The organism is Corynebacterium lubricantis DSM 45231 (genome assembly GCF_000379425.1).
Taxonomy (GTDB): Bacteria; Actinomycetota; Actinomycetes; order Mycobacteriales; family Mycobacteriaceae; genus Corynebacterium; species Corynebacterium lubricantis.
Window position 1 is genome coordinate 203,713 of the sequence record NZ_KB902193.1, and the last position, 21,082, is coordinate 224,794.

Annotated in this window: 18 protein-coding genes, 3 tRNA genes, 1 other RNA gene and 1 pseudogene; 17 read left to right on the forward strand and 6 right to left on the reverse strand. The window is 58.6% G+C overall.

Features of this window, described 5'->3' with window-relative positions; translation table 11 throughout:
• The first annotated feature begins 68 nt into the window (after positions 1–68).
• The 3 genes from A37O_RS0106940 (at position 69) to A37O_RS0106950 (ending at position 2,923) form a co-directional block, all read left to right on the forward strand.
• Positions 69–878: a VOC family protein gene (locus A37O_RS0106940; protein WP_018296781.1), complete on the forward strand. Its 810-nt coding sequence runs from the start codon at positions 69–71 to the stop codon at positions 876–878.
• 254 nt (positions 879–1,132) lie between these two features.
• Positions 1,133–2,722 carry an SLC13 family permease gene (locus A37O_RS0106945; RefSeq protein WP_026196212.1) on the forward strand — a complete coding sequence of 530 codons (1,590 nt, stop codon included), beginning with the start codon at positions 1,133–1,135 and terminating at the stop codon, positions 2,720–2,722.
• A 128-nt stretch (positions 2,723–2,850) separates the two neighbouring features.
• Positions 2,851–2,923 (forward strand) — tRNA-Arg (locus A37O_RS0106950).
• 112 nt (positions 2,924–3,035) lie between these two features.
• Here A37O_RS0106950 and A37O_RS0106955 read toward each other — a convergent pair.
• A complete protein-coding gene (locus A37O_RS0106955; RefSeq protein WP_026196213.1) occupies positions 3,036–3,962 on the reverse strand; it encodes a transposase-like zinc-binding domain-containing protein in 927 nt (308 codons plus the stop codon).
• A gap of 422 nt (positions 3,963–4,384) precedes the next feature.
• On the opposite strand from A37O_RS0106955, the gene A37O_RS0106960 reads away from it, so the two are divergent.
• Positions 4,385–5,488, forward strand: a complete 1,104-nt coding sequence (locus tag A37O_RS0106960) for an FAD-dependent monooxygenase (RefSeq protein WP_018296784.1) — start codon at positions 4,385–4,387, stop codon at positions 5,486–5,488.
• A gap of 7 nt (positions 5,489–5,495) precedes the next feature.
• Here A37O_RS0106960 and A37O_RS0106965 read toward each other — a convergent pair whose 3' ends face one another.
• Positions 5,496–6,524 carry a prephenate dehydrogenase gene (locus A37O_RS0106965; protein ID WP_026196214.1) on the reverse strand — a complete coding sequence of 343 codons (1,029 nt, stop codon included), beginning with the start codon at positions 6,522–6,524 and terminating at the stop codon, positions 5,496–5,498.
• Between the two features lie 39 nt (positions 6,525–6,563).
• Between A37O_RS0106965 and A37O_RS0106970 the strand changes: the two genes are divergently transcribed.
• From A37O_RS0106970 to gluQRS, 7 genes are all read left to right on the forward strand, one after another.
• A complete protein-coding gene (locus A37O_RS0106970; RefSeq protein ID WP_018296786.1) occupies positions 6,564–7,052 on the forward strand; it encodes a tRNA adenosine deaminase-associated protein in 489 nt (162 codons plus the stop codon).
• A gap of 44 nt (positions 7,053–7,096) precedes the next feature.
• Entirely contained in the window at positions 7,097–7,525 is a 429-nt protein-coding gene (locus tag A37O_RS0106975) for a nucleoside deaminase (RefSeq protein ID WP_051077965.1), read from the forward strand.
• Between the two features lie 103 nt (positions 7,526–7,628).
• The gene (locus A37O_RS0106980) at positions 7,629–7,838 is read left to right on the forward strand and encodes a CsbD family protein (RefSeq protein ID WP_018296788.1); all 210 of its coding nucleotides are present in this window, start codon (positions 7,629–7,631) and stop codon (positions 7,836–7,838) included.
• 55 nt (positions 7,839–7,893) lie between these two features.
• A tRNA-Ser gene (locus A37O_RS0106985) sits at positions 7,894–7,981 on the forward strand.
• A gap of 105 nt (positions 7,982–8,086) precedes the next feature.
• Positions 8,087–10,534, forward strand: a complete 2,448-nt coding sequence (locus A37O_RS0106990; protein ID WP_018296789.1) for an MMPL family transporter — start codon at positions 8,087–8,089, stop codon at positions 10,532–10,534.
• A gap of 19 nt (positions 10,535–10,553) precedes the next feature.
• Complete coding sequence (gene tgt / locus A37O_RS0106995) at positions 10,554–11,825, forward strand: tRNA guanosine(34) transglycosylase Tgt (protein ID WP_018296790.1); 1,272 nt, start codon at positions 10,554–10,556, stop codon at positions 11,823–11,825.
• Positions 11,822–12,727 (forward strand): tRNA glutamyl-Q(34) synthetase GluQRS, encoded by a 906-nt coding sequence (gene gluQRS / locus A37O_RS0107000; RefSeq protein WP_026196216.1) that lies wholly within the window; start codon positions 11,822–11,824, stop codon positions 12,725–12,727. Before tgt ends, gluQRS begins: the two co-directional genes overlap by 4 nt.
• A 296-nt stretch (positions 12,728–13,023) precedes the next feature.
• Here gluQRS and A37O_RS0107005 read toward each other — a convergent pair whose 3' ends face one another.
• Together A37O_RS0107005 and A37O_RS0107010 are read right to left on the reverse strand one after the other, a co-directional pair.
• Positions 13,024–13,980, reverse strand: coding sequence for an intradiol ring-cleavage dioxygenase (locus A37O_RS0107005; protein WP_018296792.1), 957 nt, complete (start codon positions 13,978–13,980; stop codon positions 13,024–13,026).
• 287 nt (positions 13,981–14,267) lie between these two features.
• Positions 14,268–14,356: transfer RNA gene (locus A37O_RS0107010), tRNA-Ser, on the reverse strand.
• A gap of 172 nt (positions 14,357–14,528) precedes the next feature.
• Here A37O_RS0107010 and ffs point away from each other — a divergent pair.
• From ffs to recR, 6 genes are all read left to right on the forward strand, one after another.
• Positions 14,529–14,625, forward strand: an RNA gene (ffs, locus tag A37O_RS16115) — signal recognition particle sRNA small type.
• Between the two features lie 110 nt (positions 14,626–14,735).
• Entirely contained in the window at positions 14,736–16,010 is a 1,275-nt protein-coding gene (locus A37O_RS0107015; RefSeq protein ID WP_018296793.1) for an aspartate aminotransferase type Ic, read from the forward strand.
• Complete coding sequence (locus A37O_RS0107020; protein ID WP_018296794.1) at positions 16,010–16,576, forward strand: suppressor of fused domain protein; 567 nt, start codon at positions 16,010–16,012, stop codon at positions 16,574–16,576. Before A37O_RS0107015 ends, A37O_RS0107020 begins: the two co-directional genes overlap by 1 nt.
• Positions 16,577–16,605: 29 nt before the next feature.
• Entirely contained in the window at positions 16,606–18,921 is a 2,316-nt protein-coding gene (locus tag A37O_RS0107025; protein ID WP_026196217.1) for a DNA polymerase III subunit gamma and tau, read from the forward strand.
• A gap of 91 nt (positions 18,922–19,012) precedes the next feature.
• Positions 19,013–19,342: a YbaB/EbfC family nucleoid-associated protein gene (locus A37O_RS0107030; RefSeq protein WP_018296796.1), complete on the forward strand. Its 330-nt coding sequence runs from the start codon at positions 19,013–19,015 to the stop codon at positions 19,340–19,342.
• 64 nt (positions 19,343–19,406) lie between these two features.
• The gene (recR, locus tag A37O_RS0107035; RefSeq protein WP_018296797.1) at positions 19,407–20,033 is read left to right on the forward strand and encodes a recombination mediator RecR; all 627 of its coding nucleotides are present in this window, start codon (positions 19,407–19,409) and stop codon (positions 20,031–20,033) included.
• A gap of 104 nt (positions 20,034–20,137) precedes the next feature.
• On the opposite strand, the gene A37O_RS15865 is transcribed toward recR, so the two are convergent.
• Entirely contained in the window at positions 20,138–20,527 is a 390-nt protein-coding gene (locus A37O_RS15865; protein ID WP_018296798.1) for a hypothetical protein, read from the reverse strand.
• Positions 20,528–20,888: 361 nt separating this feature from the next.
• Positions 20,889–21,082 (reverse strand): annotated as a pseudogene (locus A37O_RS16120) (IS256 family transposase); the annotation flags it as partial.

Consider the following 21,082-nt stretch of genomic DNA (forward strand, 5'->3'; position numbering starts at 1 on the left):
GGGGTAATACGGTAACGATTTCGTTTGCCTATAGACGTGATCGGTACCACAAAGATAATGTGAATCGCATGTCATCTCATTCTGGAATTACTGGAAAACCTGTCTGGATCGACCTGTCTACCCACGATATCGAAGGTGCACAACACTTCTACGGCGAACTGTTTGGCTGGTCCTTTGAGGACCAAGGAGAAGAATTCGGCCATTATCACATGGTCAAGCATGGAGAATCGCTCATCGGTGGAGCGATGAGTTCACTCATTGGCCCCGAGGGGCCGCTCGATGAGCCGGTCAACCCGACAATTTGGAGTGTTTACCTCGGAACGGACGATGTCGCTGCGGCTTCGCAACGAGTCACGGAAAGCGGCGGAACAGTCGTAGTTGATCCGATGCAGATCGGAGAGCTCGGATCCATGGCCGTTGCTGTTGACCCCGCAGGGGCGATGATCGGCCTGTGGGAATCCGACACTGTCGAAGGTGCCTCAACCATGTCCGAGCCTGGCCTGCCGTGTTGGTTTGAGGTCATGAGCAGTGACTTTGACGCGGCGAAACCATTCTATGAAACCGTCTTCGGCTGGGAGCCCAACTTTACTCTCGAAGATGGCTCTGAATCCCGAGAGGCACCAGAAAGTGGATTCCGCTACGCCACGAACTTTTCGCGCGACCGCGTTTCGGCGGGACTGTGCGATGCCGCTGAATTTGTCCAGGAATCCTATTGGCGGGTGTATGTCTTGGTCGATGATGTCGACAAAGCAGCAAAGCAGGTCGCTGAGCTCGGCGGTTCCGTGCTCGACGGGCCACAAGATTCGCCGTTTGGACGTCTCTACACCATTTCCGATCCGCAGGGCGCACAGCTACAGATCCTCTCAGGTGGAAACTAGGAATATCTAGCCACTATGTGAAAACCCTATGGATTAATTGTTCTGGCAACTGATTGAAATAAACCCGTTTGGGGGTGAAATGGTCTTACTAAAGCCATGTTTTCGGTGGCCCGAGTGTGAGGTGTGCCTAATTTCCCTAATTGATTCCCTAAAAATGAGGTAAATCACTAACCTCTTATGAGTCATATTTCCCGTGCCGTAGTGATTTGTCATACATCATCGGCAATCAACAATAAGTAGAAATGGAGGAAGCCGTGAGCAACGTAGAGACTCAAGAGGAGAAACTCCGCGCACCAGGCGAGGACACTGAAATCCGCGAGCAACGCGAATGGCACCGCCAAGCTTTTGGTATCGTGCTCGGCCTCGGTTTGGCCGCGCTCGTGTACTTCTTTTTCCCGCAGAACGCAGCGGAGGTAGTGCTGCAATCCACCGGTGCTGATCCGGAGACGGAATACAGCTACCACTCAATGCGCGTCGTCGCCGCCGTCACCGTCTGGATGGCCGTGTGGTGGATGACCGAGGCTATTCCGCTAGCCGCAACCGCGTTGATCCCCATTGCTGTTTTCCCAATCACGCAGGTAGCTACCTTTGCTGAAGTGGGTGCGCCTTATGCTTCCTCCACGATCTTCCTGTTCCTGGGTGGCTTCTTGCTTGCTCTTGGCCTGCAGCGTTGGAACGTGCACCGTCGTATTGCGCTCGGTGTGGTCATGATCGTTGGTACCTCGCCGAAGCGTCTCATCCTGGGCTTCATGTTGGCTACTGGCTTTATGTCCATGTGGGTGTCCAACACTGCGACCGCAGTGGTCATGCTGCCAATCGGCCTGTCGGTGCTGGCTCTTACCGCAGACACTGTCGGTGGTTGGAAGAATCAGAAGAACTTCGCTACTGCATTGATGCTGGCTATCGCTTACTCTGCCTCCATCGGCTCGCTGGCGACCCTGATTGGTACCCCGCCAAATGCTCTGCTCAAGGGCTACATGGAAGAAGCGCACGGCATTACCATCGGCTTCGGCCAGTGGATGATGGTCGGTCTGCCAATTGCAATCATCTTCACCTTCTTGGCATGGTTCGTGCTGATCACCGTGTTCAAGCCAGAGATGAATGATATTCCTGGCGGCAAGGACCTGATCCGCAAAGAGATCGACAAGATGGGCAAGTGGACCGTCCCGCAGATCATTGCCACAATTATCTTCGTGCTTGCCGCTTTGACCTGGGTGTTCCTGCCGCTGGCCATGGACTGGTTTGCTTGGGATTTTGCCTATGACGATGCCATCGTCGGTATCATCGCAGGTCTTTTGATGTTCCTGCTGCCGTCCGACACCAAGACGGGTGTGCGCATCTTGGACTGGAAGACTGCAAACGAGATCCCATGGGACGTGCTGCTCCTCTTCGGTGGTGGCCTCTCGCTGTCCGGCATGTTTACCAAGACTGGTCTGTCTCTGTGGATTGGCGAGCAGGCGAAGGGTCTGGCTGTTCTGCCGACCTTCCTGCTGATCGGCGCCGTGGCGTTGCTGGTTTTGATCCTCACCGAGTTCACCTCGAACACGGCAACTGCTGCGACCTTCCTCCCAATCATGGGCGGTGTTGCAGTGGGTATCGGCCTGACTGATTCTCCTGCTGGTGAGATGAATGTTCTGCTGCTGACAATCCCAGTGGCTCTTGCTGCAACTTGTGCGTTCATGCTGCCAGTGGCTACCCCGCCGAACGCGATTGCTTATGGTTCCGGCTACGTCAAGATCGGCGACATGATCAAGGGTGGCCTGTGGCTGAACCTGATCGCCGTCGTCCTGATTACCCTCGCCGTGTACTTCATCGCAGTTCCGGTATTCGGATTGAGTGTCTAGAAAGTTACATCGAGTTAAATCAACGTAAACGGCTGGTCTGACCAGCCGTTTTGTTGCTTTCTAAGAGTCCGTGTAAAGTATTGTCTCGTTGCTTAAGAGATAATCCGAAAGCAACGAACACAACTGAAGCGCCCGTAGCTCAACGGATAGAGCATCTGACTACGGATCAGAAGGTTGGGGGTTCGAATCCCTCCGGGCGCACAAATAAAGTGTGCGGTCTCAAACATTAGAGGTTTGGGGCCGCACACTTTTTTATTTGAACCTTTTAATAGGGGGTTAAGTAGCAAAAAGTGTGTCTGGCTCGGCGTGTTGTTTAGGTGCCGATCCAGCCTTTTTGGATTCCGAGGTTGTGGTTGTACTCGTTTCCGATAGCGTTGTCGTAGAGCGCTGGTCGTCCGGTTTCGTGGTCGGTGGTGTTCGGGTTGGTGGTGGTGACGGTTACTTTGGCGAGTGCGTCACGGCCCCAGTTGAAGTGCTCGGCGATCGTGTGTGGATCGTCGGGTATTTCTGTGTGGAGGTAGAGCCACCATTCGATCATGCGGCGTTGTTTTTCTCCGCTTCTGCCTCGGTGGTATCTAGCGAGTAGTTTTAGTGGCGAGTTGAATCCGCCTTCGAGGGTGTTTGTTGTTGATGCCCATGTGGTGCGGGGGTCGGTGGGTGTTGGTGGTTGAAGGTAGCTGAAGAGCCAGTTGTTTTTCTTGAGCCACAGCAGTGATCTGTAGGCTTTACGCACCCTTAGGTGGGTGTATTCGTATCTGCCGGTGATGATGCTGAGGGATTTTTCTTCGATGTAGGTGCCGTAGACGGTGTCGAATTCTTGGAGTGTGGCCATCCACGCTGCGGCTTGGTCGAGGTCGGTGATTTTTGTGAGTTGTCGAGCAAGTTGGTAGATGGTTTTACCGGCGTGGGTGCGTGTGCCGTCGATGAAGATTTGGTCGTAAATGCGGTGTGGGTCTGGTGTGTTCGGGATGTCGATGTACCAGTAGGTGGTGAAGCGTCGGGTCAGTGTTGCGCGGCTGATGCCGTGGTGGTGGGCGCATTCTGTCATGGAGTATTTGCCGGTGGCGTGGTGGATGAAGGCGCGGAACATTGCTCGGTCGTGGTTGTCGGGGCGTCGTTTGATGTCAGAGGCTCCACAGGTGGTGTCTTTGCAGCGCCAGCGGGTGGTGCCTTTGGTGGTGGTGCCGTTTTTCTTCATTTCTCCGGTGCAGACGGGGCATCGGGGTCTGTTTTGTTTCATGCAAACAGAAAACCGCACCTGATATCACAAGTGCGGTTGGGGTGGCGGTATTGAAGCTGTGGACCTGGTTTATAGGCTGCTGGGGACTATATTTCCGGGTATTAGATAGTCTGACCAGTCGATAGTCAGGATTTCAGACACACATTCTGCTACTTAACCCTTAATAGGTGCACTTCGCACGACTTTGTTTTCTGCGACCTGCGGTTTTATATTTCGCCCAACGTTAGGTTCAAGCTTGGGGCTCCAGATGGTCGAAAAACTGACCTAACGCCGGGTGAAAACTAAAACCCCAGGTCAGATAATGGTAATTTCTTGCAACGTCCACCTTTTGCCATGCGGGATGGGTGCACTTGTCTTTGATTGGGGCTAAACTGACATATGTGGATATTGGATATCCGATTAGTTGGCTGCAAGGGGAAGTTATGTCTAGTGACAAAGAACTCGAGGCAATCATCGTCGGTGGGTCCTTGGCGGGATTGGTCGCCGCGCTGGCCTTGGCGCGCACAGGCGCATCGATCACAGTGGTGGAACGTGCGAGTCGGCACCGGACAGGCGCGGCGCTGACTACCAGTCCGTCCGAGCTCACTCGCGTGCTCGGGCCGGAACTTGGCGCCAAGGTGGCGGGCAAGCTAGCGGAGCCGGGCCGCAGACTCAGCGGGTCCCAGTCCATCGTGTGGCACGACCTGCGCGCTGCCCTGGTCGACGCGGTCCATGAAAGCGAAAATGTCACTCTGCGTGAGGGGATCGAAGTAACGCGGATCGACGAGGGTGAAACCTCAGTCTCCGTGGAACTAGAGAGCGGAGTCATCCTAGAGGCGGACTTGGTTATTGGTGCAGACGGCCATCGAAGTATTGTTCGCCACGTAGTGGCACCGGATCGTCCGAATGCTGAATTTGCTGGATATCTGCTCTGGGTCGGCATCGCTGAGGAACGCGACCTAAACCTTAGTGGCGGGTGGCCCCACGGCTTTGACATCATTTCGGCGGGCCCGGAAATCTTGCTGGGTTATCCGCTTCCGAGCCCAAAGGGAAGCCTAGAAAAGGGTCAGCGTCGTCTGGGCTTTGCGTGGTACGACGCTGGGCATAATCAGCTGCTTCGCCAAGCGGGAGCCGTGCGCGACGGGGTGGTGCGCCATTCGATGAAGCCGGAAGATATCCCTGAAGAGATCTATCAAAAATTGGCGAGGAAATCCCAACGTCGCTGGCCGGATCCGTGGCGCGCCGCGATTGAGGATTGTGTCCGCAGGCGCGATATTACGGCTACTCCCATCGCCGAATATGTGCCTGAAAGGTTAGTCAGTTCGCGGTGTGCGTTGGTGGGAAATGCTGCGCATGTGCCGACACCCATGACAGGTAGGGGCTTTGCGGTCTCGGTCGATGATGCGGTCGCCCTTGCAGAAGTCCTAGCCTCCACAACGCCAAATGAGATTCCGGCCGCGCTGCTGGAATACGAAAAAGATCGACTTGGGTCAGCCCGAAACCTGGTTCAGTCGGGGCAGAGCTTCAGTCGATCTTTTGCGGGCTAGAGCCGACCTAGAACACCTCGATGCGCCCACCCAGCGACTCGGCCTGGACCAGCTGGCGGACCCAGTTGTGGCCACCTGGGTGCAGGCGCATCACTGGCCGCGACGAAATCTTGACCGGTGAGACGGACTCGCGGCGAGCACCCGAGCGAGCCTCCATGCGGGTATGCGCGCGGTGACCTGCATCCACGAGCTCCGCAATATTCGGGCTATCCGAATCCAGATCATTGCGCGCCTTGGTGAGCAGCTCGATCATTTGATCAAGTGAGTAGACCAGCGCGGCGGCGTTAGTTTCACACATCGCACGTACGAGCTCGGGAGCCGTACCTGCAACGCGTGTCGCGTCCTTGAAGGAGCCTGCGGCCAGGGATTGGGACAAGGTGCCACCTTCGTCGCCGACAATGGAGAGTGCCTCTGCAATCACGTGAGGAAGATGCGAAATCCGGCCCACAGCCTCGTCGTGCTTGCGCACCGAAGCAGGTACGGCTTCCGCCTTCACTCCAACGGCCATGCGGCAGACGTCCGAGAAAAGGTCGATCCATTCTGCAGGAACTGGTTCGCCGGCCTGTTCCTTCTCGAGTGCATAGTCGTAGGTAATGACCCACGCCGCGCGGTGGAAAAGACCTTCCTGAGATGCGCTCCAGCCCGACTTCTCAGTACCGGCCATGGGGTGCCCACCCACGTAGCGGGTTTCAAGGCCGCGCTCGCGAATGAGGTCATAGACGGGTTTCTTCACGCTGACAACGTCGGTGATGCCACACGTTGGCGCATGCTCGATGATGTTGTCCAGCACGTTTGCAACAGCATGCATGGGTACGGCGATGACAATCATGGCACCGTCTGCCTCTGCGCGCTGCAGGGTAGCTACCAGGTCATCGGATACGTCGTAGCCTTCTTTAGCGGCGGCCCGGGCGCCGGAAGTTGAACGATTAAAGCCGTAGACCGCTTGGGTACCACCGGCGAGATCGCGCATCAGCGAACCACCGATTAATCCGAGGCCGACTAGGCAAATTGGACGGGAGACATCTCTTGAACTCACAGTGTCAATATTGACACATTCCGACTACTCTGACTAGGCATGGATACCTCTCCGGGTTACCCCGACGGTTTCGCCGTGACCGTCGCGTGGGTGGATGGTGCATGGACGGTGCGGGCATTTGACGACGACTTCTCACGTTTTTCCACAAGCATCAAGGCAGTACGCAATCTCCGCAGTGAGGGAGCGGCATTCGCACTGCTCAACGTCGAGGAAGAATATTTTGTCATCGTGCGCCCAGGCCCGGAACGGGTTTTTGCATTTATTTCCGATGCAACCATGGCCGTCGACGACGATTTCGCTGCCGACGTGCTCGATGAGTTAGGCATTGACATCCCTGACCTTGACCCGGATGAGCTCGATCAGATCGAGGGATGGGCTGAGGGCGACTTCGACATTTTGGACGATCTCGGGTTGTCGGAGGAGCTATTGAGCGTGCTTGCCGACGACCAAGACTCCGATCCCTCGGAGATTATCCAACGAATCGCAGACGAGATTGGATTCGGGGACCAATTGGAGCGCGCGCTGTAGTGGTGCAGCGACTGTCGGCGCCTGAGCGACGTGCCACCGAGCGGATGCGTCGGGCATTAGAAGTTGCTCAAGCAACTCCGCCAGGAGACATTCCGGTTGGCGCGGTCGTTTTCGCACAGGATGGGCGCGAGCTGGGGTGGGGAGTGAATCGTCGTGAAGCGAATGGCGATCCCACCGCCCACGCTGAAGTCGAAGCCATCCGTGCCGCCGCGACGGCATTGGGCACGTGGCGGCTAGACGGCTGCGAATTAGTGGTCACGCTGGAACCGTGCACGATGTGTGCGGGAGCCATTGTTGGGGCGCGCGTGGAAAGTGTGGTATTTGGGGCGTATGAGCCTCGGACTGGGGCGGTGGGGTCCATTGTCGATGCGTTGCGCGATGTGCGGCAATTACATCAAGTTCAGGTCCGGTCCGGGGTGCTCGAAGAAGAATGTGCCCAGCTCCTCGGGGATTTCTTTGAGCGGCTCCGCTGAGGGTGTGCAACCTTTTGATAACTATATTGTTATCTTTCTGTGATGTGAATTTCGCTAGCGTGGGGAACGTACCGATGAAAATCGCAATTCAAGGAGTTTGAACATGGCAGATCTGCAAAACGAATTCGACAAGGCATCCGGCAAGGCAAAGGAAGCTTTCGGCGAAGCTACTGGTAACAAGTCCGCAGAAAACGAAGGCAAGGCCGACCAGACCAAGGCCGACATCAAGGACAAGCTCAACGAGGCCGGCGACGCTATCAAGGATAAGGCCAACGAGGCGCTGGGCAAGTTCCAGGACAACAAAGACAACTAAGCGCGACAACTAAGCAATTTGGATAACGGGGCATTCAACCGTTAATCTATTTGGCGGTAGTGTGTCCGAGCGGCCGAAGGTGCTCGCCTCGAAAGCGAGTGTGGGTCAAACCACCGCGGGTTCAAATCCCGCCACTACCGCCAACTTACTTTTAGCCCCTGACCACAACGGTCGGGGGCTTTTCTCATTCATCAATTACGATGGGGGAGAAACTCTTCAACTGTCTTTCGTGAGGAACACAATTCACTGTGGCGAAACTTCTATTCCGGCTGGGACGCTGGTCGTATAACCAAAAATGGCGCGTAGTCATTGTCTGGCTGCTTCTGCTGATTGGCGTCGCGGCGGGAGCAACGAGTTTGGCCAAGCCATTCTCCTCCGACTTTGCTATCTCCGGCACTCCCTCGATTGATGCATTGCACGGTGTTTCCGCAAACTTCCCGGATCAGGGCAACCCGGTCAGCGCCCCGTCGGTCAACCTTGTGTTCGCCGCGCCCGAGGGCGAGACGCTGACTGATGCTGAGAATAAGGCAGCGGTCGACGAAGTCATCACCTACCTCGAGGACAACCTCGCGATGACCGGTGCGGAGCGCTTCGGCAACCCCGTCGACGTGTCCGCAGCGCAGACCGAGACCATCATCCAGATGGAAACAGAGATGGGTCTGCCGGAAGCAACCGCGCAGGCGGATGCGGCAAACGTCGCGTTGCTTAGCGACGACCAACGCATCGGTTACACCACCTTCAACTTTGACGCGGAGTCGAACTATCAGGTCGATCAGGCTGACCGCGACGTGGTTACTGCAGCCATGGAGATTGGCCGCGACCAAGGAATTCAGGTCGAAGCTGGTGGCGCTGGTTTCGGCGATCCGATTGAGATCAAAACCACCAGTGAGATTATTGGCCTTGTCGTTGCGTTCTTCGTGCTGATCTTTACTTTCGGTTCCCTCGTCGCAGCAGGCATGCCAGTGATCTCCGCGGTGATCGGCGTGGGCATCGGCGTGATGCTGACTGTGGGACTGACGCACTGGGTCGAGCTCAATGAGGTCACCCCGGTCTTAGGCGTGATGATCGGCCTGGCCGTGGGCATTGACTACGCGCTGTTCATCCTCTCGCGCTATAGACAGGAAAGACAACGAATGTCCGGCCCGGAGGCCGCAGGTATGGCGGTGGGCACCGCGGGCTCCTCGGTTGTCTTCGCCGGTTTCACGGTCTTCGTCGCTCTCGTGGCTCTGGCTATTGCGCAGATCGAGTTCTTGACGTGGATGGGACTCACAGCAGCAACCACGGTGCTGATTGCCGTGCTGGTTGCACTGACCCTGATCCCGGCACTTCTGGGTATCCTCGGCGACCGCGCCTTCGCCGTGAAGATTCCAGGTGTGGCCGGCAACCCGAAGCGCGGGCAGAAGGTGGGCAAGGACCTATCCAAGGTCTCGTTGGGTCGCAAGTGGATCAACTTTGTGAAGCGCTTCCCAGCGCTTGTGATGGCGGTTGTCGTGCTTGGCCTCGGTGCGATGTCGGCACCGGTGTTGGATATGGAGCTCTCCCTTCCATCGGACAGCACCAGTAACAAGGACACCACCCAGCGCAAGTCTGCCGACCTGATGGCGGAGGGCTTCGGCGAGGGAGTGAACTCACCGTTCCTAGTCATCGTGGACGCGCACGGAGTCAACCCGGACGCCCAGGCACTCGAGCCTTATATCGAGGCTCAAGCGGGCACCGAGCCTGCGACCGCAGCGGCACTGAGTTCCTTCCTCTACACCGTCGGTGAGATTAAGAGCGTCAACGGCATCAAGCACGCGCAGCTGATTACCGTCAACGAAGACAACACCGCCGCGCAGATCCTGGCCACCCCGACTACCGGCCCGGATGACCAGGAAACCGTGTCCGTGGCGCACGCCCTGCGCTCGGTGGGCGAGCAGGTCCAAGATGCCACCGGTGTCGAGGTGGGCCTGACGGGCCTGACCGCGGTGCAAATGGACATCACCGAAGAGCTCGCGGGAGCAATGCCGATCTACCTTGCCGTGGTGGTCGGCCTGGCGATCATCTTGCTGCTGTTGGTCTTCCGCTCGATCATGGTGCCGGTCGTGGCAGGTCTTGGCTTCCTGCTCTCAGTCGGCGCTGCCTTCGGCGTGACCGTCCTGGTCTGGCAGGAGGGCCTGTGGGGTCTGGTAGACACACCTGGTCCGCTGCTGTCGTTTATGCCGATCTTCCTCATCGGCGTGACCTTCGGTTTGGCCATGGACTATCAAGTCTTCTTGGTCACAAGAATGAAGGAGCAATACACCAAACGAGGCGGGGAGAAATACCACAAAGGTGTGCACAAGGCCGTGGAGGAATCCACGGTGGAGGGCTTCGTCGAGGGCTCCCGCGTGGTCACGGCTGCGGCGATCATCATGATCGTGGTCTTCATCGCTTTTATCGACCAGCCCCTGCCGTTCATCCAGATTTTCGGCTTCGCCCTCGGCGTGGGTGTCTTCTTCGATGCGTTCTTCATTCGCATGGGCTTGGTCCCGGCGACAATGTTCCTCATGGGACGCGCCACCTGGTGGATGCCGAAGTGGCTCGATAAGATCCTGCCCAACCTCGACGTCGAGGGTGCGGGCCTAGAGAAGGAATACGAGGAGAAACTGGCCGCGCAGGAGCGCCAGCGGGACAACACGCACCCGGACACGGCAGAGATTGTGGCGCAGCAAGGATAAACCCCTAAAGTGGGAAAGCATGACTACACAGCCTGAGTCCCACGAGGATCTCTCCTTCGAGGTGGGCGACCAACTCGAGCCCGGCCCCGGCCGCCACGGACGCACCGGGGTCATTCACACCCCGCATGGTGATATCCAGACTCCGGCATTCATCCCGGTAGCCACCAAGGCCACAGTGAAAACGCTGACCCCAGAGCAGATCCGCTCCACGGGAGCGCAGGCCATCTTGTCCAACGCCTACCACCTCTATTTGCAGCCCGGCCACGACATTGTCGACGAGGCCGGCGGCCTTGCGAAGTTCGAGAACTGGCAAGGGCCCACCTACACCGACTCCGGCGGCTTCCAGGTGATGAGCCTGGGTGTCGGCTTCAAGAAGGTCCTGGCCATGGACACGGCCAACCTCACCCGCGATGACATCCGCGCGAAGGACAAGGAACGCATGGCGCATGTCGACGACGACGGCGTGGACTTCAAGTCCTTCATCGACGGCTCCAGCCACCGCTTCACCCCCGAGGTCTCGATGCAGATCCAGCACGGCCTCGGAGCGGACATCATGTTTGCTTTCGACGAGCTGACCACGCTTGTGGACACCTACGACTACCAGGTCGAATCGGTCGAGCGCACCCGCCGCTGGGCGCAGCGCTGCATCGACGAGCACACCCGCCTGACCAATGAGCGCACCCACCGCCCGAAGCAGTCGCTCTGGGGAGTTGTGCAGGGGGCCCAGTATGAAGACCTTCGTCGCGAAGCAACCCGCGGCCTGCTCGAGCTCGACCGTCGCGCCGTGGACGAGGGCAAGCGCGGCTTTGGTGGCTTCGGCATTGGTGGCGCGCTGCAGAAGGAAAACCTGGGCACCATCGTCGGCTGGGTCACCGACGAGCTGCCAGCCGAAAAGCCACGCCACCTGCTGGGCATCTCCGAGCCCGACGACCTGTTTACCGCAGTCGAGGCCGGCGCCGACACCTTCGACTGCGTCTCGCCGACGAGGCTCGGGCGTCGCGGGGGCGTGTACACGCTCGACGGCCGCGTGAACCTCACGGGCGCGCGCTACAAGCGAGATTTCGCGGGTGTCGACGAGGAATTCGGCGGCTACGTTTCCAACAATTACTCGCGCGCGTATATCCATCACCTGCTCAAGGCGAAGGAATTTCTCGCGGGCACGCTGTGCACCATGCACAACCTGGAGTTCATGATCCGCCTGGTGGACAATATCCGTTTGTCCATCAGCGAGGGCCGTTTTGAGGAGTACCGCGACGAATTCCTGGGCCGGTACTACGCCAACAAGCGATGAGCGGGGCGGGGCGTTACGCACCTTCGCCGAGCGGGGACCTGCATTTAGGCAACCTGCGTACGGCGGTGCTGGCTTGGCTCTTTGCCTGTGGCACGGGGCGCGATTTCCTCCTGCGCGTCGAGGACATCGACACCGCCCGTTCTTCCCGCGAGTCCGCTGAGCGCCAGATTTCCGACCTGGTTGCCCTCGGCATAGACTTCGATGGCGAGGTGCTCTACCAGTCCTCCCGTTTTTGCGCCTACGAATCTGCCCTTGCTCAGTTGCAGGACGCGGGCTACGTCTACGAGTGCTACTGCTCCCGCAAGGACATTCGCGAGGCCTCTTCCGCGCCTCACACCACGCCCGGCATGTACCCCGGGACGTGTCGCAATCTCACGGAAGAGCAGCGCGCTTTACGACGATCGCAGCTCGCCTCCCAGGGTCGCGTCCCGGCTCTACGACTGCGCTCTTCTGTTTCCTCGTTTACTGCTACTGATTACTACGCAGGCCTGATTGAGGCACCGATCGACGACGTGATTCTGCGCCGGGGCGGGAATGCCTCGCAGGGCCAGGACTGGGCCTACAACCTTGCCGTGGTCGTCGACGACGCCTACCAAGGCATTGACCAGGTAGTACGCGGCGACGACCTGCTGGATCAGGCACCCACCCAGGCCTATCTGGCCTCCCTTTTGGGCCTGCCTCCGGTGGAATATGTCCACGTGCCTTTGGTGCTGGGCCCCACCGGTGAGCGTTTGGCCAAGCGCGATGGTGCAGTGACTCTGCGCGAACTCGGCTCCGCTTCCTCGGTGGTGCGCTGGATTGGTGAGTCTCTGGGGGTGGCAGGGGCTGCTTCTTTGGCTGAGATCCGTGAGCGCTTCGACCCTGCCGCGCTGCCTCGCGAACCGGTGGTCTGGCGCGGGTAGATCGGCCGTGCGGTCGGCCGCGCGCGGTTGGTCGAAAACCACCGGGTTCAATTTCGACCACGTGGAAAAATTCGGGTGATTCTGTAGGTCGGATGGTCGAAAACTAGCGTGTGGTCGAAACCGGTTTTCGACCACCCGGTGCTGTCTTGGACCGGGCCTCCGGTTGCTCGATACTGGGGCGAGCTGACTTCGAGCAACCGAAAAGCGGAATCTATTTTCCCAGCTCATGTCCTCGATATTAAGGAGAAAATGCCGGTTGCTCGATAATGAATATCGAGCAACCGGTACGGTCCCGGTTAGCCCTGACCGGGAGGCATGCCTCCACTAGGGCCACCAGCACCGCCAGGTTCACCTGCGCCGCCGGACATGGACTGATCCTGCTCGGTGGTGGGGTCGATGGGTACTTCGATGCCGGCTTCGAAACCCTTGGTGGTATCGCCGGTGATGGTGGCCATTTGTTGGTCCCAGCCATCGGAAAAGACGTTGTCGGATTCCAGCGACATGTCGTTCAGGTTGGTCATTGAGTTTCCGTACACATCGAGCGCGTAGACCGAGGTGGCCGAAGCCTCATCGAAGGCGATCTGCGAGGTCAAAATATTGTTGGTGGAATCGGTGATGCTCTCACGATCGGGGAAGACCTCGAAGTGGATGTGTACCCAGCGCCCGGCGTAGCAGCCGGGGAAGATGGTGTCGAAGGTGACCTGCCCATATTTGTCGGCGACCTGTACGCCTCGTAGATAGGTCTCGTCCTGGAGCTCGGTGTCGTACATGGAGTAGCGGCCGGGAGCGTCGCAGTGCCAGATATATACCGCGGCGCCTTCCATCGGTTGGTTGTTGTTGCTCATGTCCACGAGCGTCATTGTCAGCGACAGGGGAATGCCCTCTGCCACCGTGTCGGTATCGATGGACTTGGTGATGTCGCGTCGCTCCACACCCGAGATCTCCAGAACGTCGGGGCCGTTCGAACCGTCGCCAGGGTAGGGGCCTTCGGTTTCTGACTTCATTTCGGCCAGCGCTGCGGCTGCCGACGAGGTCGTGCTCGCGTCCGAAGCTGCGGAGCTGGTGGTCGCAATGCTCGCAGCAGTAGAGGAGCAGGCGGCCAGTGCGATGCCTGCGCCACCGAGGCCGATGAATCCCAACATTTTCCTGCGGGAGAAGACGGTGCCTATGTCGAAACCAAGACCCTGATCTTCGAGATCTTCTGATTGGTTGGGCAACACTCTGCCTTCGTATTCGCGCAATTGCTCAGCCATAGCCTTGAAAGCCTTTCTTGTTCGGGTGTGTGGACTGATAAGAACAAGCTAAAGGGTCTATCTGGGCAGGCTCTGCGATCGTCCTAGAGCGCACAGGGTAAAACCCTGTAAATAAAACGTCCCAATGACAGTAAGGTGTTGTTTTCTGTGGCTTTTTCGGGATGAGTGGCGAATTTCTGGCAAAAATTCCCAAGAATTATGTCTGTATATATCCGAGCAAGCACAAACAAGAACCGGGAGTGAAAGAAAAAACCAGCTCCCCGCAAAGCGAGAAGCTGGTTTCCATGTGGCGGAGGATAAGGGATTTGAACCCTTGAGGGTATTGCTACCCGCACGCGTTCCAGGCGTGTGACATAGGCCGCTAGTCGAATCCTCCATGACGTTCGCATGACGCTTACGTCGTGGCATTACTTTAGTTGATCCTCGAGAAATCAACAAAACGGCAGGCCATCACGCTAAAGCGGTCCTAAAGATGCAAAACAACTGCAATCAAGAAGTGTCACGCCGATGCTATTTGGCATTGGTTGGCTCCCCCGGCTAAAGTGAGGGTCAGGATCTCACGCGGTGCGTATCTTGTGAACTCCCCCAGGGCAGGAATGCAGCAAGGGTCAACGAGCTCTAGCAGGTGCGTGAGGTCCCTTTTTTGTGCCCGAGAACCAGGCCTGGGCTGCATCGCAGGGTTGCCCCTGCAGCGGTGTCTATGGTCTGACTACGATATAGATCAATACTGTTTTCAAAGAAGAAAGCTGAAGCATATGTCGCTGCTGAACCTCGATTCCAACGAACTCGCCCAGTTGTCCGAGCAAGTACGTAAGCAATACGACGAGCTAAAGGCAAAGGGCCTGAAGCTCGATCTGACGCGGGGTAAGCCGGCGGCGGAGCAGCTGGATTTCTCTGACGCACTCCTCGGGCTTCCAGGGCAAGACAATTTCACGTCCGAATCTGGGGAAGACGTTCGCAACTACGGCAATCTCAAGGGCATCACCGATATTCGTTCCATCTGGGCTGAGATCCTCGGCGTGAGCATCGACCAGATTGTGGCCGGTGATGCCTCGAGCCTGAATATCATGTTTGATCTTGTCACGTGGTCGTACATGTTCGGCAACAACGATTCTGAGCGTCCATGGAAGGACGAGGAGACCGTCAAGTGGATCTGCCCGGTCCCAGGCTACGACCGTCACTTCACCATCACCGAGACGCTGGGCTTCGAAATGGTCACGATCCCGATGCTCGAGGATGGCCCAGACATGAACGCCGTTGAAGAGTTGGTCAAGGACCCACAGGTCAAGGGCATGTGGACAGTGCCGGTGTTCTCTAACCCAACCGGTGTGACCTTCTCGGAAGAGGTCGCGGATCGCCTCGCAGCAATGGAGACCGCAGCGCCAGATTTCCGCATCGTCTGGGACAACGCCTACGCCGTGCACCCCCTTAGCCACGAGTTCCCCGAGCTCTACAACGTGATCGACAAGGCAGAAAAAGCTGGCAACCCGAACCGTTTCTGGGTCATGGCCTCTACCTCGAAGATCACCATGGCGGGCGCTGGCGTGTCCTTCTTTGCATCTTCCACCGACAACATCGCCTGGTACACCTCGATCGCGGGCGTGCGCGGAATCGGCCCGAACAAGGTCAACCAGCTCGCGCACGCGCAGTACTTCCACGACGCCGAAGGTGTGAAAACGCTGATGCGCAAGCACGCAGACAGCCTCGGCCCGAAGTTCAGCGCCGTCCTTGATATCTTGGATGAGCGACTTGGCAGCTATGAGGTTGCCCGGTGGTCGCACCCAGAGGGCGGCTACTTCATCTCCGTCGATGTCATCGATGGCACCGCGTCCCGCGTGTGGGAACTCGCCAAGGATGCTGGCATCAAACTCACCGAGGCGGGCTCGTCGTATCCGCTGCATCAGGATCCGAACGATCGCAATATCCGTCTCGCCCCGTCGCTGCCACCGCAGGAAGAGGTCGTGGAGGCGATGGATGGCTTTGCTACCTGCGTCCTGCTCGCAGCAATTGAGAAGCTCGAGGTGAAATAATGACAGGCGAAGAAAAAGCAGTCTGGCTCTCTAACGTTTATGGGGAGATCGCGCTCCAGGATATTGAAGGACGTCGCATTGCGTTCGCCACGCTTAACGACGATTACAGGATCGCCAACACCGTCGGTTTCTCCGACGTGGACACCGGCCTTGTGATGCAAACCGCCCCATCGATCGAGGTGCGCTGCGAGCTCGCAGTGGGGTCGTCGCAAGCAACGGACGCGGAACTCGCTGCCGCAGCCGTCGGCGCGTGGAACTTCCTGGAATCCGGCAATTACACGGTGCAACCTGGCACATTGCTGCCTGATTTCGTGCAGCAGACCGCGCTCAAGGAACTCAAGGACATCACAGTCGAGCACGGCGTTCTGCGCGAACCGACGTGGTTCCCACAAGGCACCCCGAACTATTCGGAGCCCGGCCGAGTCACGCTCATGCTCGAGTTAGTGCTGCTGACCAATGATGAATACGTCATTGCCAGCGAACGTGGCATTGATAAGTTGGATACCCGCTTGCGGCGTCGTCGCACGGACGTGGGCGATCTCCGTCGCGATCGGGACGCTGATTAGAAGCACACTAAAAGAGGTAGGGTAAATCCGTGGCTTTGTACCGGAAATATCGTCCCGCAACGTTCGCGGAAGTTGTTGGCCAGGAGCAAGTAACCCGGCCCCTGAGCAATGCGTTGGACTCGGGCAGGATTAATCATGCCTACCTTTTTTCCGGCCCCCGTGGTTGTGGCAAGACATCGTCGGCACGCATCTTGGCACGTTCGCTGAACTGCGTTGAGGGACCGACTTCGACGCCGTGTGGGGTGTGCCCGTCGTGTGTTTCGCTGGCTCCTGGTGGCAGTGGCAACCTCGATGTCACCGAGCTCGATGCCGCGTCGAACCGTGGTGTCGAGGACATGCGTGAGCTGCGTGACCGCGCGTATTTTGCGCCCGCTCAGTCGCGCTACCGCGTCTTCATCGTCGACGAGGCCCACATGATTACTGCGGAGGGTGCGAACGCCCTGCTCAAGATCGTGGAGGAGCCCCCGGCCCACCTGATTTTCATTTTTGCTACGACCGAGCCTGAGAAGATCATTGGCACGATTCGGTCCCGTACGCACCACTATCCTTTCCGTCTGCTCACGCCACAGGCAATGCGTTCCCTGATCGAGCGCACCGTGGAATCCGAGGGGGTCACAGTCGATCCCGATGTGTACCCGCTGGTCATCCGTGCTGGTGGTGGTTCTCCGCGTGACACTCTCTCGCTTCTAGACCAGCTTCTCTCTGGCAGCGGGCCCGAAGGGTTGACCTACGAGGCGGCGCTTCCGCTGCTGGGAGTGACCGACGAGGGCTATATCGACACGATGGTCGATGCCCTTGCTACCGGCGACGGTGCCTCTGCTTACCAGGTCATTGACCAGGTCATCGAAGCGGGTCATGAGCCACGTCGCTTTGTCGCCGACCTGTTGGATCGCCTGCGCGACCTCATCGTCATTCAAAACGTGCCCAACGCTTTCGGGCAGGGCCTGGTCAACGCGCCGACAGATCGCGCCGAGGTGCTCACCGCCGAGGCCGCACGCTTCCACCCAGCGCACCTGGCGCAGCTCGCCGAGGAAGTCAATGATCGCATTTCCGCAATGCGCTTCACGACGAGTCCCCGCCTCCTGCTGGAAATCATGGTCGCGCACCTCCTCGTGGTGCCGACCTCCGGCGCGCCAGCTACTCCGGCAGTCTCCGCGACACCTGCCTCCGGCGATTCTGCTGCAGTCCCTGCCCAGCAGCGCAGCCAACCCGCACGCGGTGGGGGAGCAGCTGCTGCCCAGGCTGCGGCAGCGGCGGCAGCAGCTGGGAAGCCGAAGAGCTCGTCGACACCTGCGCCGCGCCAAGCCCCGAGACCCGAACCTGCTCAACCTGCACAACCGGCGGCACAGCCTGCACAGCCGGTTGCGCCACCTGAGCCCGTGCCTGCACCTGAGCCTGAGTCCGCACCCGCACCCGAACCCGCTAAGGAGCAGACTCCGCAAGCCCCAACTCCGGATTTGCTGGACAGCATCAAGGAGAACTGGACTGAGCTGCGCCAGTATGTGGGCACCCGGAACAAGGTCGCCGAGATTATGCTCACCGAGGCCAGCGTCTTAGGGATGGAAGACTCCACCCTGGTTATCGGGCACAACACAGGAGCGCTTGCGCAGAGGATCAACTCGGAGCGCAATAACGCCGACATCGTCGCAGCATTTTCCGAGAAGCTCGGCATGCGCATCGCTGTGAAATGTGTGGTGGGCACGGATCCGCAGGCCGCGGGTTTTAGCTCGTCGAATAGCGCGCCCGAGGTCTGGAACCCCGCACCGCAATCGCAGCAGACCAAGCAGCAGGCGAAGGAGCCGGACCCAGAACCGGAACCTGAGCCTGAACCGGCTGCTCCCCGTAGTGGCTGGGGTGCCCCCGTCGCAATTCCGGGCCAGCAATCTGCGCCCAGTCAGCCAGCCACGCCTGTAGAAACACCTCCACCTGCTCAGCCAAAGCACCCAGAACCTGCATCTTCGCAGGACGATTGGCGTGCCGTGGCTGCGCAGGCCGCGCAACGTGCCGCTGAGCGCGAAAAGGCTGCCCGCGACGAGATCCCGCTCCCACCGGAACCCATGGACGATGCGCCGCCACCGCCGGATATGTACGAGCCGGCAGCGCCATCCCAGCCTCAGGCGCAGCCGCCCCAGCAGCCGCCGGCACCTTCTCAACCAGAACCGCAAGCCCCTCCGCAGCCAACGGCACCGACCCAGCCACAGGCACCGGCCGAGGAATACTCGCAAGAGGCGGAAGAGCGTGACATGGTGGATCAGACGAAAGAACCGGCGCAGTTCGATCGTCGCGATGCGACTGCCGTAGCCATGGAACTGCTCGAACGCGAACTCGGCGCGAAACCCCTGTAGCGCTGTGTTCGCTAAAGGCGAGCGCCCGCAACGGCCATGCGCGCTAAACTGGGCGACGATTAACCCGACTCCCAACGGAAAGTAGCAAGCCATGACTCAGCCAGATATGAACGAACTACTCCGCCAAGCAGCAGAGATGCAGGCACAGCTGCAGCAGGCTCAGGAAGAGCTCCTGCAGGCAAGCGTGACGGGCACCGCGGGCGGCGGTCTCGTCAGCGTGACCATGACTGGTGGCAGCGAAGTCACCGACGTGCAGATCAAGAAGGAAGCCGTCGACCCTGAGGACGTCGAGACCCTTCAGGACCTTATCCTGGCTGCTTACCGTGACGCGCACACCCAGGCGAGCCAACTGGCGCAGGAAAAGATCGGCCCGCTTGGCGGCGGCGCCGGCGAGGGCAGCCCGTTCGGGGACTTCATGTAAGCCCACTCGGCGAACACGCACCCTCACGCCCGGTTTCTACCGGGCGTTTTTGTATGCTGGAGGAATGTTTGAAGGGCCGCTACAAGATCTTATCGACGAATTCTCGCGCCTCCCCGGCGTCGGCCCAAAAAGTGCCCAGCGCATCGCGTTTCACTTGCTGAAAACGGATCCTGAGGATATCGACAGGCTGCGCGCGGCACTGGCTGCAGTGCGCGATGGGGTGACCTTCTGTCGCATCTGCAACAACGTCTCGCGGGAGGAAGTCTGTCGCATCTGTGCGGATTCCGGACGAGATAAGGGAACCATCTGCGTTGTCGAGGACGCGAAGGACATCCAGGTAATTGAGCGCACCGGCGAGTATCGCGGGCGCTATCACGTACTGGGTGGTTCCCTCGACCCGCTGGCCAATGTGGGGCCGAAGGACTTGGCAATTTCTGCGTTGCTCCAGCGCATCGGTGGGGTTCTACAAGACCTCGAAGGCGACGAGGCGCCCGAGATCACCGAGGTCATCCTAGCCACCGACCCAGACACCGAGGGCGAGGCCACCTCGTCCTACCTGGCCCGGTTGCTCAAGGATTTCCCCAACCTCACGGTCTCCCGCTTGGCCTCCGGGATGCCACTCGGTGGCGATCTCGAGTTTGTGGACGAGCTCACGCTCTCACGCGCGCTGTCAGGCAGGCTGAAGCTGTAAACCCAGCGTGGTTCCAACGTGGTCGATACCAGAATCGACCACGGTAAATTTTCACTGACGCTAGGTACGAACTGTCAGACTTTAAATCAGCGTGGTCGATTCTGTTACAGCTGGATCACCCTTGACGGTGCCTGTCGAGGCTGGGCGTACCGGCGCAGGGCTTTTTGGATGTTTCGCACGTAGGCACAGCTTCCCTGTGCGTCCAATCGAAGGGCAGAATAGTAGTGGCGCACGAGTGGAAACCCCGCATTGAGCAAGAGCCGTTCGCGATCCCGCTCCTTTTGGCGTACTTCTTCAGGGATATCGCCGTAAGTCCCGTCGTATTTGCTTCTACCGTCTAACTCACTGATCAGAAAACCGTTAATGAGCTGGTCTGCATAAAAGGTATGTCGGGAACCACGCTCATCTGTTATTTGAATTTTCGCTTGGTATTCAATGCTCTTGACTTGCGGAAGATTCGCTTCTATCAGTCGGAAACGGGCGAGTGATTCCATCGGGCTATCCATATTTGATTCGGATAAGTCGATAGTGCTTCGGAGTTGTTGTATTCCTTTTGCGCCCGTAAACGGCAGTAGCTTTTGGTGCAGTCTGTCTTTGGTCAGGTGGGAGTGTATCCGCCGTGCAGAATCCGTAGCTACCAGAGTTTCTAGTGTTCCATAAGCGCGTTGCATATGAAGTAGAACTTGAGCCAGACTCACAGTCTGGAAACCCTGGCTGGAAGTAAAAGACTGAGAAGTGCGCGAGGAAGTCAGAAACCTAGTGCCTGGTCTCCACTGTGAGGTCAAGTCCTTTTGAGTGGTGTATCCGCCAGCGGTTGACTCAGCGATGAACTGACCGCTGACGGAACAGGATTCCTTACGCCACCAGAGCCTCCTGACCGTCACCGACAACGACGCCGACGCCGTCAGCTGCCCGGGCCTTCGCCAGCATCTCCGCCGTCGAGGACAGCATCGCCAGAGGCATGTACCGACGCTGCTGCATCCAGTCCTCATGCTGCTCAGCCAGCACTGCCCCGACCAACCGGACCACCGAATCACGGTCAGGGAAGA

Excerpts from the sequence above, each read along its gene's own strand:
- A37O_RS0106940 (WP_018296781.1), top strand. The coding sequence starts at position 69 with ATGTCATCTCATTCTGGAATTACTGGAAAACCTGTCTGGATCGACCTG.
- A37O_RS0106955 (WP_026196213.1), bottom strand. The coding sequence starts at position 3,962 with ATGAAACAAAACAGACCCCGATGCCCCGTCTGCACCGGAGAAATGAAG.
- A37O_RS0106960 (WP_018296784.1), top strand. The coding sequence starts at position 4,385 with ATGTCTAGTGACAAAGAACTCGAGGCAATCATCGTCGGTGGGTCCTTG.
- A37O_RS0106970 (WP_018296786.1), top strand. The coding sequence starts at position 6,564 with ATGGATACCTCTCCGGGTTACCCCGACGGTTTCGCCGTGACCGTCGCG.
- A37O_RS0106975 (WP_051077965.1), top strand. The coding sequence starts at position 7,097 with ATGCGTCGGGCATTAGAAGTTGCTCAAGCAACTCCGCCAGGAGACATT.
- A37O_RS0106980 (WP_018296788.1), top strand. The coding sequence starts at position 7,629 with ATGGCAGATCTGCAAAACGAATTCGACAAGGCATCCGGCAAGGCAAAG.
- tgt (WP_018296790.1), top strand. The coding sequence starts at position 10,554 with ATGACTACACAGCCTGAGTCCCACGAGGATCTCTCCTTCGAGGTGGGC.
- gluQRS (WP_026196216.1), top strand. The coding sequence starts at position 11,822 with ATGAGCGGGGCGGGGCGTTACGCACCTTCGCCGAGCGGGGACCTGCAT.
- A37O_RS0107005 (WP_018296792.1), bottom strand. The coding sequence starts at position 13,980 with ATGGCTGAGCAATTGCGCGAATACGAAGGCAGAGTGTTGCCCAACCAA.
- A37O_RS0107015 (WP_018296793.1), top strand. The coding sequence starts at position 14,736 with ATGTCGCTGCTGAACCTCGATTCCAACGAACTCGCCCAGTTGTCCGAG.
- A37O_RS0107020 (WP_018296794.1), top strand. The coding sequence starts at position 16,010 with ATGACAGGCGAAGAAAAAGCAGTCTGGCTCTCTAACGTTTATGGGGAG.
- A37O_RS0107030 (WP_018296796.1), top strand. The coding sequence starts at position 19,013 with ATGACTCAGCCAGATATGAACGAACTACTCCGCCAAGCAGCAGAGATG.
- recR (WP_018296797.1), top strand. The coding sequence starts at position 19,407 with ATGTTTGAAGGGCCGCTACAAGATCTTATCGACGAATTCTCGCGCCTC.
- A37O_RS15865 (WP_018296798.1), bottom strand. The coding sequence starts at position 20,527 with ATGGAATCACTCGCCCGTTTCCGACTGATAGAAGCGAATCTTCCGCAA.